Origin of the sequence: Paenibacillus sp. FSL R5-0713, assembly GCF_037973325.1 — a bacterium.
In the GTDB taxonomy this organism is placed as follows: domain Bacteria; phylum Bacillota; class Bacilli; order Paenibacillales; family Paenibacillaceae; genus Paenibacillus.
Genome location: NZ_CP150229.1, coordinates 60006 through 76169 on the forward strand (window position 1 = coordinate 60006; position 16164 = coordinate 76169).

General features: G+C 48.2%; 14 protein-coding genes. All 14 read left to right on the top strand.

Annotated elements, in window-relative coordinates:
- The first annotated feature begins 84 nt into the window (after positions 1–84).
- The 14 genes from MKZ12_RS00285 to pabA all read left to right on the top strand — a co-directional run bounded on the left by MKZ12_RS00285 (position 85) and on the right by pabA (position 16164).
- On the top strand, positions 85–837 hold the full coding sequence (locus tag MKZ12_RS00285) for a VWA domain-containing protein (RefSeq protein WP_339238937.1): 753 nt from the start codon (positions 85–87) through the stop codon (positions 835–837).
- Complete coding sequence (locus tag MKZ12_RS00290; RefSeq protein WP_253428901.1) at positions 821–1768, top strand: serine/threonine protein kinase; 948 nt, start codon at positions 821–823, stop codon at positions 1766–1768. The genes MKZ12_RS00285 and MKZ12_RS00290 overlap by 17 nt, the downstream gene beginning before the upstream one ends.
- Positions 1769–1812: 44 nt before the next feature.
- Positions 1813–3252 (top strand): tRNA lysidine(34) synthetase TilS, encoded by a 1440-nt coding sequence (gene tilS / locus MKZ12_RS00295; protein WP_339258170.1) that lies wholly within the window; start codon positions 1813–1815, stop codon positions 3250–3252.
- Between the two features lie 52 nt (positions 3253–3304).
- Positions 3305–3844 carry a hypoxanthine phosphoribosyltransferase gene (gene hpt / locus MKZ12_RS00300; protein ID WP_017691352.1) on the top strand — a complete coding sequence of 180 codons (540 nt, stop codon included), beginning with the start codon at positions 3305–3307 and terminating at the stop codon, positions 3842–3844.
- A gap of 100 nt (positions 3845–3944) precedes the next feature.
- Positions 3945–5990 (top strand): ATP-dependent zinc metalloprotease FtsH, encoded by a 2046-nt coding sequence (ftsH, locus tag MKZ12_RS00305; RefSeq protein ID WP_339258172.1) that lies wholly within the window; start codon positions 3945–3947, stop codon positions 5988–5990.
- A gap of 299 nt (positions 5991–6289) precedes the next feature.
- On the top strand, positions 6290–7228 hold the full coding sequence (nadA, locus tag MKZ12_RS00310; RefSeq protein WP_017691350.1) for a quinolinate synthase NadA: 939 nt from the start codon (positions 6290–6292) through the stop codon (positions 7226–7228).
- 35 nt (positions 7229–7263) lie between these two features.
- Positions 7264–8898, top strand: a complete 1635-nt coding sequence (nadB, locus tag MKZ12_RS00315; protein WP_339258174.1) for an L-aspartate oxidase — start codon at positions 7264–7266, stop codon at positions 8896–8898.
- A complete protein-coding gene (gene nadC / locus MKZ12_RS00320) occupies positions 8895–9761 on the top strand; it encodes a carboxylating nicotinate-nucleotide diphosphorylase (RefSeq protein ID WP_339258176.1) in 867 nt (288 codons plus the stop codon). The genes nadB and nadC overlap by 4 nt, the downstream gene beginning before the upstream one ends.
- Before the next feature lie 6 nt (positions 9762–9767).
- Positions 9768–10538 (top strand): type III pantothenate kinase, encoded by a 771-nt coding sequence (locus tag MKZ12_RS00325; RefSeq protein WP_026081372.1) that lies wholly within the window; start codon positions 9768–9770, stop codon positions 10536–10538.
- Positions 10539–10611: 73 nt separating this feature from the next.
- On the top strand, positions 10612–11532 hold the full coding sequence (gene hslO, locus MKZ12_RS00330; protein ID WP_339238943.1) for an Hsp33 family molecular chaperone HslO: 921 nt from the start codon (positions 10612–10614) through the stop codon (positions 11530–11532).
- Between the two features lie 23 nt (positions 11533–11555).
- A complete protein-coding gene (locus tag MKZ12_RS00335) occupies positions 11556–12506 on the top strand; it encodes a peptidyl-prolyl cis-trans isomerase (RefSeq protein ID WP_339238944.1) in 951 nt (316 codons plus the stop codon).
- A gap of 344 nt (positions 12507–12850) precedes the next feature.
- The gene (gene cysK / locus MKZ12_RS00340) at positions 12851–13789 is read left to right on the top strand and encodes a cysteine synthase A (protein WP_339238945.1); all 939 of its coding nucleotides are present in this window, start codon (positions 12851–12853) and stop codon (positions 13787–13789) included.
- A 139-nt stretch (positions 13790–13928) separates the two neighbouring features.
- Complete coding sequence (locus MKZ12_RS00345; protein WP_339258178.1) at positions 13929–15539, top strand: anthranilate synthase component I family protein; 1611 nt, start codon at positions 13929–13931, stop codon at positions 15537–15539.
- 49 nt (positions 15540–15588) lie between these two features.
- Positions 15589–16164, top strand: coding sequence for an aminodeoxychorismate/anthranilate synthase component II (pabA, locus tag MKZ12_RS00350; RefSeq protein WP_339238947.1), 576 nt, complete (start codon positions 15589–15591; stop codon positions 16162–16164).

Sequence of the window (16164 nt, forward strand, 5' to 3'; positions counted from 1 at the left end):
TGCATATTCTTCTGTTTGAAGTCTCTTCAATCTGGCAATGCTAGTCATAGAGTTGGAGAGTAACGAATAACGGAGGGATATCGGATGAAGCAAATCTTATTGATCACCGACGGTTGTTCCAATGTTGGACCAAGTCCGGTGCTGGCAGCGGCCGAAGCACAGGAAGAGGGCATTACGGTTAATGTAGTTGGTGTGATTGATTATGGAACCATTGGTGAGTTGGGCAGTCGGGAGATTGAGGATATTGCCAGAGCCGGAGGTGGAATCAGCCAAATCGTAGGTACACGGCAGCTTGCCCATACCATGCAGATGATGACAAGGAAAACGGTGGTTCAGACTATTCAGCAGGCGGTTAATAGAGAGTTAACACAAATTTTGGGGGAGAAGGAGCCCAAAACGGTAACCGATCTGGAGCCTGCACAACGCGCCCGGGTCGTGGAAGTGATGGATGACATGGCTGAAACTACAGCCTTACAGGTGATATTGCTAATAGACGTCAGTGCCAGCATGAAGCCCAAACTGGCAGCGGTTGAAGAGGGCATTCGCGATTTAATGTTGAGTTTGCAGGCGCGTGTAGGTCAGAGCAAGCTTTCCGTATTTCATTTCCCGGGACGACACAGTGGAGAAGATGCGGTAATGGATATTGACTGGACAACGGATCCGGGCCGTGTTCGGTCCCTGTTTGGAAGGTTGCAGATGAAGGGCGCAACACCGACAGGTCCTGCAATTCAGAAGGTGATTGATTTTTACCGTTATGGTACACTGGAGGAACAGCAGGAAATAGAAGGGAACTATCGCATTGAAAGAGAAGGGATGCTCGGTGACAACGTTGTCTGACGCCTCTTTCCCGCCAGGAACAGTGGTTACAGGGAAATGGAATCGCAGTCGTTACACGATTCGGAAGCTACTGGGCAAAGGAGCCAATGGCATCGTTTTTCTTGTCCAACGGGGTGAAAATGGCAAACACTACGCGCTAAAAATGGGATTTGATCCGGTAGATCTACAATCGGAAGTCAATGTGCTCAAATCTTTTCAACTACAGCGTAATCATGAAGCCCTTCGGCAGAGCGGCATTCCTTCCTATCTTAAAGATGTGGATGATTATGCCGTTCGTGGCCGGGATATTCCCTTTTATGTGATGCGTTACGTTAGAGGTGAGGCTCTTCATCACTTCATTCGGCGTCAGGGGACAGACTGGACACTTCTGGTGGGACTTAGGCTCTTGCAGAAGCTGGCACAATTGCATCAGGCAGGATGGGTGTTTGGTGATCTCAAACCTCAGAATGTGCTGGTATCCGATTATGGGCAGGTAGAACTGATCGACTACGGCGGAGTTACGTCTATTGGTCGAAGCGTCAAGCAGTTCACCGAATGGTATGATCGGGGCTTCTGGAATGCAGGCAGCCGTACAGCCGATGGTACCTATGATGTGTTTGCATTTGCATTATTGTTGATTCATGTACTTGAAGCAGACGCGCTCAAGGCACTGGCAGCAGAAGGATTACCACAACTGCGAAGTGTGAATCAGCTCGTAGCGCTGGTGGAGCGCAGTGAACGACTGGGTCCTTTTCGCAATTGGACGATTCAGGCACTACGAGGTCAGTTTCGTGATGCAGGTCATGCGGCACAAGCGTGGAAGGAAATGATGGCTCGTCCCACGCCTCTACGCCGTCGTTCCAAAAGTACAACACCGCGCTGGCTTAAGAACGCATTCGCTGTATCTGTGATATTACTTATTGGAGTGCTCATCTATGCACTGCGTTTCTGATCTGTGAGAGTGCATATACATAACGCAAGGAATGAGGAACAGGTATGGAGGCTTTACGCTGGAACATGCTGGTGAAGAACGTGCTGGATGCAGCGGAAGAGCATCAGTTATGGGTTCCCGGGGATCGGATTGTCGTCGCAGTATCGGGCGGGCCGGACTCGGTGGCTTTTTTGCATATCATGCACGAGATCAGCAAGCGGCATGTCCCGCTTGAATTGATCTGTGCGCATGTGCATCATGGTTTCCGTCCCGAATCGGATGATGAAGCCGACAAAATGATGGAACTGGCACAGCAGCTTGGCATTGCATTTGAATGGACCAAGGCCGATGTTCCTTCATATATGGAGCTGACGGGTCAAGGACCACAGGAGGCTGCTCGCAACAAGCGGTATGCTTTTCTACATGAAGTAGCTACCAAGTATAATGCCGCAAGCATCGCTTTGGCACATCATGCGGATGATCAGGCGGAGACAGTCATGCTTCATTTGCTTCGTGGAACCGGCTTGTCGGGACTCTCGGGAATGAAGTTTAAAAGGCAAGAAAAAAATGTGGAACTTATTCGTCCATGCCTTCGTATAAACAAGACAGACCTTGTAGAAGCTTGTAATACCCAGGGTTTTATGTATTTTAATGATGAAAGCAACACCCTGCGTAAATATCGGCGTAATGCCATTCGCTTGGATGTGCTTCCTTTTTTGGGGCAGTATAATGGACAACTCACGCCGTCATTGAATCGGCTTGCCGAAATTGTGGGTGATGAAGACGATTTCATGGAGCAGAGTGCATATGACACATACAGGTGTCTAGTGCAGGTGAACGGCGGAAGGCAAACCTTTGAGGTGCCTTCCTTCTTGAAGTTACATGTCGCTTTACAACGAAGGTTGATTAAACTAATATTGAATTATCTGCCTTTGGACAGTGATTTTGTCGACTTTACCCGTATAGAAACCATTCGACACAAGGTCATGGAGACCGATGTGACGACCTGGAGCCTGGATATAGGACAGACACTCGCCTGCACTCGGGAGTATAATCTGATTTCTTTCGGCATACGGACGGACGTACAGGATCAATCTTACGAGTATCGTCTTGCGCAATGGAGTGGAACTTATGAGCTTTCACTCACCCCAATTAATCGATATATTCGGTTGATGACGGTGAGTCCCGAGGACTATCATGTACCAGAATCGGCGGATCAAGCCGCGTTTGATGCGGATCAACTGCTTATGCCGCTGGTTGTGCGTTCACGGTTACCTGGAGATACCATGAAAGTAATGGGATTAAACGGAAGCAAAAAGGTGAAAAATATTTTCATCGATGAGAAAATCCCCCCATCTGTCCGTCCACGTATTCCTGTGGTATGTGATGGAGCAGGTCATATCATCTGGTTACCGGGTGTTCGACGGTCCAGTGTGGCTCCTGTCAGGGAGGGCACTTCCGCAATCCTGTACATGACTGTAGGCGATTCAGCGATTCAGGGGTAGTGGTTATGGTTCAGGTAAGGCTTTCATAGTATAACTTAGGAGGTTCGCACAGTTGCAGAACGACATTCAAGAAGTATTGATCAGTGAAGAAGAAATTCAGAGTAAAGTCAAGGAATTAGGTGCAACACTAAGTGCCGAATATGCAAACCGCAATCCTTTGGTCATTTGTGTGCTCAAGGGTGCGTTTATATTTATGGCTGATTTGGTTAAAAACATAACGGTACCTGTTGAAATGGATTTTATGGCGGTATCCAGTTACGGCGCTTCCACCAAGTCATCAGGTGTTGTCAAAATCATTAAGGATCTGGATGTGTCCGTTGAAGGACGGGAAGTTCTGATTGTCGAAGATATTATCGACAGCGGACTTACACTCAGCTATCTGATTGAACTGTTAGAAAACCGCGGTGCCGAATCGGTGCGTGTGGTTACGCTGTTCGACAAGCCTTCAGGCCGTAAAGTTGAGTTGGAAGCTCATTACACAGGCTTTGACATTCCTGACGCGTTCATCGTTGGTTACGGTTTGGATTTTGCGGAGAAGTACCGGAACCTGCCCTATATCGGGATTTTGAAGCCGGAAGTCTATAGTAGCTAATATCCTGCCCGACCCAAGCCTTGAGCTGTTCTTGGCTTCTGTTGAGAAGCCATGTCGGGCTATGTTAAAATAATTAAAGTGTCTCGAGAGGAGGTAGGGGATGAATCGGTTCATCCGGAATTCTGGTTTTTATTTGATTCTTTTTTTAGTTGTGGTGGGGATAGTCCAGTTCGTCAGCAATGGCGGCGAAGCCACCGATAATCCTAGATATGATCAGTTGCGTGCAGCGATCAAAGCCAACAATGTCTCTGAATTGACGGTTCAATTCAACGGTCAAACGTATCTCGTGACCGGTCAATACAAGAAGGCACCAGATGGCGCCAAATCAGAAAATTTCTCAACGTATATTCCTCCTACGGATGAGGCAATTAGTGAGCTTGTAGCTGCAAGTGAAACTAACAATTTCCAATATCATCAGGAGCCAATGAAAGGTGACAGCATCTGGTTGACGTTGCTGACTTCCTTTATCCCTTTGATCATTATGTTCCTGCTGTTCTTCTTCCTGTTTAATCAGGCTCAAGGCGGCGGCGGTAAAGTAATGAACTTTGGTAAAAGCCGTGCTCGTCTCTATAACGAAGAGAAGAAGCGGGTTACATTTGAAGATGTTGCGGGTGCTGACGAAGAGAAACAGGAACTTGTTGAGGTTGTAGACTTCCTCAAGGACCCTCGTAAATTCGCAGCAGTAGGTGCACGGATTCCTAAGGGCGTATTGCTCGTAGGTCCTCCAGGTACAGGTAAAACGTTGCTCGCTCGTGCGGTAGCCGGTGAAGCGGGTGTACCATTCTTCAGTATTTCAGGTTCCGACTTCGTGGAAATGTTTGTCGGTGTCGGTGCATCACGTGTACGTGATTTGTTTGAAAATGCAAAGAAAAATGCGCCATGTATCATCTTTATCGATGAGATTGATGCTGTAGGACGTCAGCGTGGTGCTGGTCTTGGTGGTGGTCACGATGAGCGTGAGCAAACACTTAACCAGTTGCTCGTTGAAATGGACGGTTTCGGAGCTAACGAAGGTATTATCATCGTAGCTGCAACGAACCGTGCAGATATTTTGGACCCTGCCTTGCTGCGTCCAGGACGTTTTGACCGTCAAATTACGGTTGACCGCCCTGATGTAAAAGGTCGTGAAGCTGTCTTGAAAGTACATTCCCGTAATAAACCACTGACTAAAGACGTGAAGATGGATATTATCGCGAAACGTACAACAGGTTTCTCTGGTGCAGATTTGGAGAATCTCTTGAACGAAGCGGCATTGCTCGCAGCACGTCGTAATCGTAAAGATATTTCCATGAAAGAAGTTGACGAAGCGATTGACCGTGTCATCGTTGGTACGGAGAAGAAAAGCCGTGTCATCAGTGATCGTGAGAAACGAATCGTTGCTTATCACGAAGCAGGCCATACCATTGTAGGATACTTCCTGGAACATGCTGATATGGTACATAAAGTGACCATTATCCCGCGCGGACGTGCGGGTGGATATGTAATCATGTTGCCAAAAGAAGACCGTATGCTGGTTACCAAGCAGGAACTGTTGGATAAAGTAACCGGACTTCTCGGAGGTCGTGTAGCTGAAGAATTGTTCATCGGAGAGATTGGTACTGGTGCATACAGTGACTTCCAGCAAGCGACAGGTATTGTTCGCAGCATGGTTATGGAATACGGAATGAGTGAGAAATTGGGACCTATGCAATTCGGAAGTTCACAAGGACAGGTATTCCTTGGTCGGGATATCGGTCATGAACAGAATTACTCGGATTCCATTGCGTATGAGATTGATCAGGAAATGCAACGCTTTATCAATGAATGTTATGAGAAATGTAAGGACTTGCTTGTTAAACATTCAAAAGAGATGCATCTGATCGCTCAAACTTTGCTTGAGGTAGAGACTTTGGAAATGGATCAGATCAAGCAATTGATCGAAACAGGTTCCTTAACTCCAAAAGCAGAGAACGACAATGATGGTGAAGGCACACCAACTGAAGGCGGAGAGCCAATCATCGACAACATCGGTGATGTGCGTGTCCGTATTCAAGGTAAAGATGAAACGCCTGAGCCACCAGCCGGAGATATTCCAAACGAAGCTCCGAATCTGGAAAAAGGTAATAACAATAACCCGGATGATGGTGGAACGAAGCCAACGTCTTAATGCATAATCCATCTGGCTAGGATAGCAGGTGAAATCAGGAGAGCCCTCGGGCTCTCTTTTTTTGTCCTTTATTTTAAAAGAGGATAGATAAAGATAAACGGGAGTTAGATGGCGAACCAGTTAGCAAACAGGTGGTTAAGGCGCAGTACTGGGCCTTTTTCATTTATTGACAGAGTCGTGAACGTTGTGTAAATTAGTTGTTAAACCGCTTGTGATTCGTTTCTCAAGCGATGTTAACGACTTAGGTTAGCCCTACGAAACAGCGCATGACGCTGTCCCGATAAAGGAGAGGATCACAGGTGGAAGCTCTGGCTTTAGAGCGCAAGGCTGAGATGAACCGCGAGCTGCGTGAGCGGCTGATGGAATTGAAGAAGGAACGTAATGCCATTATTCTTGCCCATTATTACCAACGTGACGAAGTACAGGAGGTTGCTGACTTCCGTGGAGATTCGTTTCTGTTAGCCCAGAAAGCAGCACAAACCGATGCGGATGTGATCGTTTTCTGTGGTGTTCATTTTATGGGTGAAAGCGCTAAAATTCTGGCGCCGAACAAAACAGTTATTATTCCGGATGAACGTGCGGGCTGCCCGATGGCAGATATGGTGAACGTGGATGGACTACGCAAATTGAAAGCACAACACCCTAACGCCAAGGTGGTTACTTATATCAATTCCTCGGCTGAGATTAAGGCTGAGACTGACATCTGTTGTACTTCAGCGAATGCAGTTCGGGTTATTCAATCGGTGGATTCCGACGAGATTATTTGGGTACCTGATAAAAACCTGGGACATTACGTGCAGCAGCATACAGACAAAAAAATGATTATCTGGGAAGGTTACTGCAACACGCATGATATGCTCACAGTCAAGGATGTGGTGGAGATGAGAGCCAAGCATCCAAATGCAGAGTTTGTTGTTCATCCAGAGTGTCGCCCTGAAGTTGTGGAAATGGGTGATTTTGTGGGCAGCACAACAGCTATTCTGGAGTATTGCAAAAATTCATCAGCGAAGGAATTTATCGTAGGTACCGAAGATGGCACAGGATATCAGCTTCGTCTGGACAGTCCGGATAAACAGTTCCACTTTGCTACCAAGTTCCTCGTATGTCCCAATATGAAGGTGAACAACTTGAAGAAACTGGTGAAATGCCTGGAAACGATGAAGCCGCAGATCTACGTGCCACCGGCTGTTGCCGACAAAGCCAGAGAATCACTAGAGCGCATGTTGTTGGTAAAATAGGATGCGCTACTCTTGCTCCAAGACAGGTGAATAACATGATACCGCAATATTTAGTTAATTTTGATCTGTCTGCGCTACCCATGGTAGAGACGGATGTACTCGTTATAGGCTCAGGGATTGCTGGCTTGTTTACTGCTATTAAGGCCAGTGAACAACAACGTGTATTAATGATCACGAAGAAGTCATTACTTGAAAGTAACACCAGATATGCGCAGGGAGGAATCGCTGCGGTTATTGCTGAGGATGATTCACCTGCTTACCACTTGCAGGACACACTTGTTGCAGGAGCGGGCTTATGCCGCTCCGAGGCGGTAGAGGTATTGGTGAATGAGGGTCCGGACGGAGTGAAGGAACTGATTCGTCTGGGTACTTTGTTTGATCTGGAGAACGGCGAGTTGGCATTGACGCAGGAAGGTGCGCATAGCCACCGCCGTATTTTGCATGCCAACGGGGATGCCACGGGATATGAGATTGTACGTGCACTTGCTGTCGAAGTGAATGAGCATCCCGGGATTGAAGTATGGGATGAGCATTTTGTTGTTGACCTGATTACAGAGCGAGGGGAATGCAATGGCGCACTGGTTCAAAAGGATGACGGATCGCAAGTGTTCGTGAAAGCACAGGCAACCGTTCTTTGCTCTGGCGGGGCAGGGCAACTATACCGATACACAACGAACCCGGATGTAGCTACTGCCGATGGTGTAGCAATGGCCTACCGGGCTGGGGCTATCGTGCGTGACATGGAATTTATCCAATTCCACCCCACCTCTCTTTGTTACCCGGGGGCCCCGCGTTTCCTTGTGTCAGAAGCCGTACGTGGTGAAGGAGCATACTTGCGCAATGTGAAGGGCGAACGTTTCATGGATCGTTATCATGTCCAGCTTGAACTGGCCCCACGCGATATCGTGGCACGAGCGATTGTTAGTGAGATGGAGTCCACCAACAGTACGTTCGTGTATTTGGACATTACGCATGAACAGCCAGAGATGATCAAGCACCGGTTTCCTACCATATATGAGACTTGTATGCGTTATGGATTGGACATGACAACCGACTGGATTCCCGTTGCACCTGCTGCCCATTACATGATGGGTGGCGTGAAAACGGATTTAAGTGGAGAAAGCAGTATCTCCCGATTATTTGCTTGTGGCGAGGTATCTTCTACAGGAGTGCATGGAGCTAACCGACTGGCAAGCAACTCCTTATCAGAAGCGATTGTATTTGGTCGGAGAATTGTTGAGCGTATTCAATCTCTTCCTCCGCTTGGTTCATTACAAGCAAGAGCGGGTGCGCCTTCATCTGCGGGCATGAATAGCAAGATCAACAAGATCATGGAAGAGCAAAAGCCGGTATCCGAAAGACGCTTACGATTACAGAAAATGATGGTTCGTCAGGTAGGCTTGCGCCGGAAAGGTGAGGACCTGCGGAAGGCCATGGAGAAGCTGCAACAGGAATTGCAGTTTTTTGATCAGACACTTACTCATAAGGAAGAGTTGGAGTATGCCAATCTTCTGACCTGTGCCTGGTTAGTTACCGGTGGCGCATTACACCGCGAGGAGAGTCGGGGGGCTCACTATCGTGAGGATTTCCCGGTACGTGATGATATGGTGTGGCAGAAGCATAGTCTGCAGCAGCGAGAACAAGCGATTGTGGAGGAATTGATGTCATGATACTGAACGGATATAATGAAGGGCTTATCGAATCAATCAAAAACTGGCTTCGTGAAGATGTCGGTGCAGGTGACGTTACAACGAGTGTGACGATCCCAGCAGGCAACCAATCCAAGGCTATTATACACGCCAAAGACAATGGTATTATTGCAGGCATGACTGTGGCTGAACTTGTATTTAAGATCGTTGATCCTGATCTTGTATTTACACCGAAGGTAATAGACGGAGACAAGGTTACCCACGGCACAATTTTGGCCGAGGTAGAGGGAAGTACACACTCGCTGCTTACGGGGGAACGACTGGCACTCAACTTGCTGCAACGTATGTCCGGGATTGCTACGCGTACGCGTGCTTACGTTGATCTGCTAGATGGACTTGAGACCAGACTTGTGGATACACGTAAGACAACGCCGGGTCACCGATTACTTGAGAAATACGCAGTGCGCGTGGGTGGCGGAGCGAATCATCGATTTGGACTGTACGATGCCGTTATGATTAAGGATAACCACATCAAGGGTGCAGGCGGAATCACCGAGGCGGTACAGCGTGCGCGAACCGTTATTCCACATACGATGACGATTGAAGTGGAGACTGAAAATCTGGAGCAGGTGAGAGAAGCCTTGCAAGCCGGGGCAGATATCATTATGCTGGATAACATGCATCCAGAGCGGATGCGTGAAGCGGTTGAGCTTATTCGTGAACAGGCTCCTCATGTGAAGGTTGAAGCATCCGGTAACGTATCCCTCCAGACCATTCGTGGTATTGCTGAGAGTGGTGTGGATGTAATCTCGGTTGGCAGGTTAACCTATTCTTTTGAGAGCCTGGATATCAGCCTGGATTTAAATGAAAAGAAAGAGGGGTGAACCTCTTTGATTCTAGTTGTAGACGTGGGGAACAGCAATATGGTGCTCGGCGTATATCAAGGCCGGGAATTGCTGCACCACTTTCGTCTGAGTACATCCCGTCAGTCAACAGTGGATGAATACGGCGTATTGATTTATAATTTATTTCATATGTCGGGCATCAGGGCAAGTGACATCGAAGGTGTCATCATCTCATCTGTGGTTCCGCCACTGGTGAATGTCATCGAAGCGATGTGTGAGAAATATGTAGGCAAAAAAGCTTTACTCGTCGGGCCCGGCATTAAAACCGGCTTGAACTTGCGATATGAGAACCCTCGTGAAGTGGGTGCAGATCGTATTGTGAATGCAGTGGCAGCCGTTGAGAAATATGGTGGCCCTCTCGTCGTGGTCGATTTCGGGACCGCAACGACCTTTGACTGTATTGACGAGAAAGGTCACTACCTGGGTGGAGCTATTGTACCTGGCATTCAGATCGCCACGGAAGCCCTCTATGAGCGGGCATCCAAGCTGCCTCGTATAGAGCTGGAGAAACCTAAAAAGGTCATTGGCCGTAATACTATTCATGCCATGCAAGCAGGTATTATATTTGGCTATGCAGGGCAGGTAGACGGTATTGTAGAACGCATTCGCGAAGAGATGGGTGCGAAACCCAGAGTTATCGCGACAGGTGGTCTCGCTACACTTATCGCAGAAGAAACCCGTAGTATAGAGGAAGTTGATCCGCTGCTTACGCTTGAAGGGCTGCGTATTATATATGAGCGGAACCGGGAAAGGTGAGCATAGAGACGGCATACAGCGGGCTGAGATTACAGCTTAAGTGTTGTGCCGTTTTTTCTGTGTTACGACTATTATGGCGATACGCCAAAGGAGGCTGAATGACTTGGAAAACAACAACAAGCATGACCGGTTAATTCGTGGTACAGCAATGAATGGAAAGGTAAGGGCCTTTGCTATCCAGACTACGGAACTGGTTGAGGAACTACGCAGAAGACATGATACGTTTCCCACGGCTACAGCTGCCATGGGGCGTACGGTTACAACTGCAGCCATTATGGGTGCAATGCTCAAAGGTGAAGAGAAGTTAACGGTACAAGTCAACGGCGATGGTCCAATTGGACAGATTGTAGCCGATGCCAATGCCAAAGGCGAAGTACGAGGATATGTTTCTAATCCACATGTACATCTGCCAAGCAACAGTGTGGGGAAACTGGACGTTGCCGGTGCGGTTGGAACGGAAGGTTTCATTAACATAACGAAAGACCTGGGATTGAAAGAGCCATATCGTGGCAGTGTACCTATTATTTCAGGAGAACTGGGTGAAGACTTCACGTACTATTTTGCTCAATCGGAGCAAACACCTTCTGCTGTAGGCGTTGGCGTGCTCGTTGATACGGATAATTCCGTTATTGTCGCAGGCGGATTCATTATGCAGCTGTTGCCGGGATTGACAGATCAAGAGATCACGGCGATCGAAAATGCTATTAGTGCATTGCCGCCAGTGACGACTTTACTGGAGCAGGGGCTTGAATTGGAAGAGTTGCTTCGCCGATTGTTGCCAGATGTACAAGTAATGGAAGGATTGGATATTCATTTTAGCTGTGAGTGTTCACGTGAGCGGGTAGAGAAGACGCTAATCAGCCTGGGCCAAACGGAGATGGAACAATTAATTGAAGAAGAGGGCCAAGCTGAAGTAGTTTGCCAATTCTGTAATGAAGCTTATGACTTTAATAAAGAACAACTTGAGACCATCCTAGAGCAAGCCAAGAACTGATCTATGCGGGGACGGGATGCCGAATGACAAGACAGGAAAAAGGGTTGTGGACGGCTGTCATTGTCTTGACGCTGGGCATGCTGGTCATGGGTACGGTGATGGCTATGCATGGTCTCAGACAGGGCAAAGACGAGGCAGATGCATCCCATGATGCCAATACGGAAGAAGGAAGCACCGTAGCGACGATCAACGGAGAAGTTATCACGGATAAAGAGTGGACCGATGCGCTGAAAAGACGTTACGGCAGTGAGTTATTACTCCAGATGTTAAACCGTAAAGCGGTATATGCCGAAGCAATTGAACGCAAGCTGATCGTCACTCCCCAAGAGATTGCAAGGGAGCTCGCGGCCGCGATGGATGGTTACGATTCGGAGAAAGCGTATTATGACGAAATGAAGTCTCAATTGGGCCTGTCGAAACAGGAGCTTGAATTGGAAGCCGGCTACAGGCTGCTGTTGGAGAAAATCGCAACGATCGGCATACAGATCAAGGATGCAGATATTGAGCATTACTGGACTGAACACCGTGAGGACTACGTTTCCCCCGAGAAATATGACTTGTCCATTATCGTAGTGAAGGAAGAAGAGGAAGCCGATTCCTTACTGGATGCGTTGGAGAAGGGGGAAGACTTTGAAGAAGCTGCCCGCAGGCAATCGACAGACAGCTTCTCTCGTGATGCTGGCGGCAGGCTGGGCTGGATTGAGCGGAATGATCCATTCCAGTCCGAAGAAATTCTTCAACTCGCTGCCGGACTGGATATAGGTAATATTGGTGGTCCAGTTCAAGTGGAAGAGGGCTATGCGATTATCAGACTCAATGATAAAGAAGAACAACAGGTGCAATCGGCCGAAGAGGTCCGTGAGGAGATTCGAATGCAGCTGGCTCTGAGTCAGGCAGATCCCTTGCCACAGGTCGAACAAATGCTGCGTAACAAGTATGAAGCCGTAATCCTGTCCGAGATTCCTGCCTCCTGAAATTTTATGGGAATATGGTCTCGCTCTGCAGCATCTTGATAAAAATACTCTGTCTGCGGTCTTAGGGCCGAAGGCAGAGTATTTTTTTGAGTACTCATATTGACAATAAGGGTTAACGTTGATAAGATGAAAATAATAAATACCTACTCGTTTACTCGGATATAAAAGCTTTACTTATGAACAAAGAAACTTACGGAAACCTTCACCCTGTCTTGAAATATTAGCAGTAAAGGATGGGAGCAGCAGGATTTCCGCAGTTCTTCTATAACATCCCAGAGGCTATCAGCCGCACAGTATAGTTAACAGGACTCAAGTTTTATTCATCCACTAAGGAGGGCATTCATATGGCTAAAGTAGTTAATAACGTAACAGAACTCATCGGAGGTACTCCGCTTGTTCGTCTGAACCGTATCGTACCTGAAGGCAGTGCTGAAGTATTCGTGAAGCTGGAGTATCAGAATCCAGGTTCAAGCGTGAAAGATCGTATCGCAATTAGCATTGTGGAAGAAGCGGAAAAAGAAGGCAAGTTGAAACCAGGTGATACCATTATCGAAGCAACAAGTGGTAACACGGGAATTGGACTCGCGATGGTGGCTGCAGCCAAAGGCTACAAGTCCGTTATTGTAATGCCTGAGACCATGAGCTTGGAGCGTCGCAACTTGCTTCGTGCGTACGGTGCTGAGCTTGTGCTTACACCTGGAGCTGAAGGTATGAACGGTGCTGTTAAAAAAGCCGAAGAACTGCTGAAAGAAAACCCATCCTATTTCATGGCTGAGCAATTTAAAAATAAAGCCAACGTGAAGATTCACCGTGAAACGACTGGCCCTGAAATTGTTGATGCAATCCAGTCTGTGGGCGGTACGTTGGATGCGTTCATTGCCGGAATTGGTACAGGCGGAACAATTACAGGTACAGGCGAAGTGCTGAAAGAAGCTTTCCCTGGTATTAAAATTGTTGCAGTTGAGCCAGCAGCTTCGCCAATTCTCGCAGGCGGCAAACCAGGACCTCATAAGATCCAAGGAATTGGTGCCAACTTTATTCCTGAGATCCTCGACCAAGAAATTTATGATGAGATCATCCACATTGAGAATGATGATGCATTCGAGACGGCTCGTCAGGTAGCGAAGGAAGAGGGCATCCTGTCCGGAATTTCTTCCGGTGCAGCGATCCGTGCAGGTCTCCAGGTTGCCAAACAGCTGGGTGCAGGCAAACGCGTTGTTGTAATCGTGCCAAGTAACGGTGAACGTTACCTCAGCACGCCGCTTTACAACTTCGAAGGCTAAACCTACAAATAATAAAACCAATCCTCCTTGCCCGCTGACGGGTATGGAGGATTTTTGATGTAATGCTTTTAAAAGGAGCGGCGCTTTAGTATACTATCAGACAATAGAACTAGCGACAGATGGAGGGCGGCAAACCGCAATGACACACCTGATGACAACATACGCCGACTGGATGGAGTGGGCTGAGCAAGGCTGGACCATGATGCCCTATATCACCAAGTCGGATGAGGGGCCGTATCATGGCGGTTTACCGTTATCTTGGGAGGCAGCCTGGGAACAGGCGTCACCCTACGCAATGGTGTTGGAGAATGGCAAAGGCGGAAGATATACATTTCTGGGACTAGACCCCGTTTCCGTTATTTCCGGGAAGGGTCAGGAAGCGGTTATTCGTGATGTACCGGAAGGAACCACCTCGATGGACAGCGGCAAGCCGCTTGATGTATTGAAGAGATGGACAGCCCCTTATCGTGCGCCTAAGGTTACTGGGGCTCCAGACTTTGGGGGTGGATACGCAGGTTATCTCAGCTATGATGTAGCGAGATCGTTGGAGAAGCTTCCAGCCTCGGCTGAAGATAACCCGGCTCTGCCGGATTATTGGTGGATGCGTTTTGAAGAAATATGGGCGTATGACCATCAGCAACAGGCACTTTTCTGCATGGTTCATCTGGCTGTAGAGCCTAATCCGAACGAAACCGATGTGCGTGGTCTATATGCAGTAGCCGAAGCGCGGGCGATAGCGATGCAGCAACGATGGCTTCATATAATGGGGGTTGCACAGGCCGAGGAACAAATGCAGGCACTGGAACACCGCAACAAGCAGGTCAATCGTACACCGCAGCCTGAAGATACGAACGGGGAATCCGAAGGGTGGGCAACCTCCTTCCCGCAGGAGGAATTTGAACAGGCAGTACGCACAGTACAGGAATATATCAGACAGGGCGATGTGTTTCAGGTGAATCTGTCCTTGAGACAGGAAAAACGGCTTCATTCGAGCGCTGAGCATATTTATGAATGGTTACGCCTCGTGAATCCATCACCGTATATGGGTATGCTTCGTAGTCCAGACTTTCAACTGGTAAGCGGATCTCCAGAGCTGCTGGTCAAAGTGGAGAATGGCAAAGTCAGTGCACGTCCCATCGCAGGGACCCGAAGAAGGGGTCGTGATGAGGCAGAGGATAAGGCGATGGCGGATGAACTGCTGAGTAGTGAGAAGGAACGGGCGGAGCATATTATGCTCGTCGATCTGGAACGTAATGATATCGGACGGATTGCAGCCTACGGTTCGGTTCATGTGCCTGAATTGATGACCATCGAGAAGTATTCCCATGTCATGCATCTCGTTTCCCAGGTGGAAGGCAGACTGGCAGAAGGGTTATCCGTATTTGATGTGATTGCTGCGACATTCCCGGGTGGAACGATTACCGGAGCGCCCAAAGTCCGCACCATGGAGATTATCGAGGAGCTTGAGCCTGTGCGTCGTGGACCTTATACGGGTTCCATCGGGTGGATGGATTACAGTGGAAATATGGAATTGAACATCGTCATTCGTACACTTGCCATTAAGGATGGTATTGGTTATGTACAGGCCGGTGCAGGCATTGTCATTGATTCCGATCCATATCGGGAATACAAGGAATGTCGCAACAAGGCAAGAGCGATGATGAGAGCTGTGAATTACAGCGAAGAGGCAGAAGCAAGCAGAGTTATGGAACAGGAACAAGTAGAGCGAGCCGAAGCCATTAAAAAATAAAACGAAGCAACCGTCACTTGATTGACGGAAGATGAGGAGGAGCAGGCATATGATACTGGTTATCGATAATTACGATTCCTTCACGTACAACCTGGTTCAATATCTGGGTGAACTGGGTGAGACGGTGGAAGTTCGCCGCAACGACGAGATTGATTTGGCAGGCATAGAGACACTGGCACCTGATCATATTCTGATCTCTCCGGGTCCTTGTACACCGAATGAAGCAGGTATTAGCCTGGCAGTCATTGAGCATTTCAAGGGAAGCATTCCGATCTTTGGTGTATGTTTGGGGCATCAGTCCATTGGACAAGCGTTTGGGGGCAATGTCATTCGTGCAGAGCGCATGATGCACGGCAAAACATCCGAGATGCACCATAATGGAACATCCGTATTTGCCGGATTGCCATCCCCGTTTACAGCTACCCGTTATCACTCCCTCATTGTAGAGCGCAGCAGTCTGCCGGACTGCCTGGAGATTACAGCGGAGACAGCTGAAGGTGAAATTATGGGTTTGCGTCACAAAGAATATGCGATTGAAGGGGTTCAATTCCACCCGGAATCCATTATTACAGACCATGGGCATCAGATGCTTCGCAACTTCCTGTCCCAACAGGTGAAGGTATAA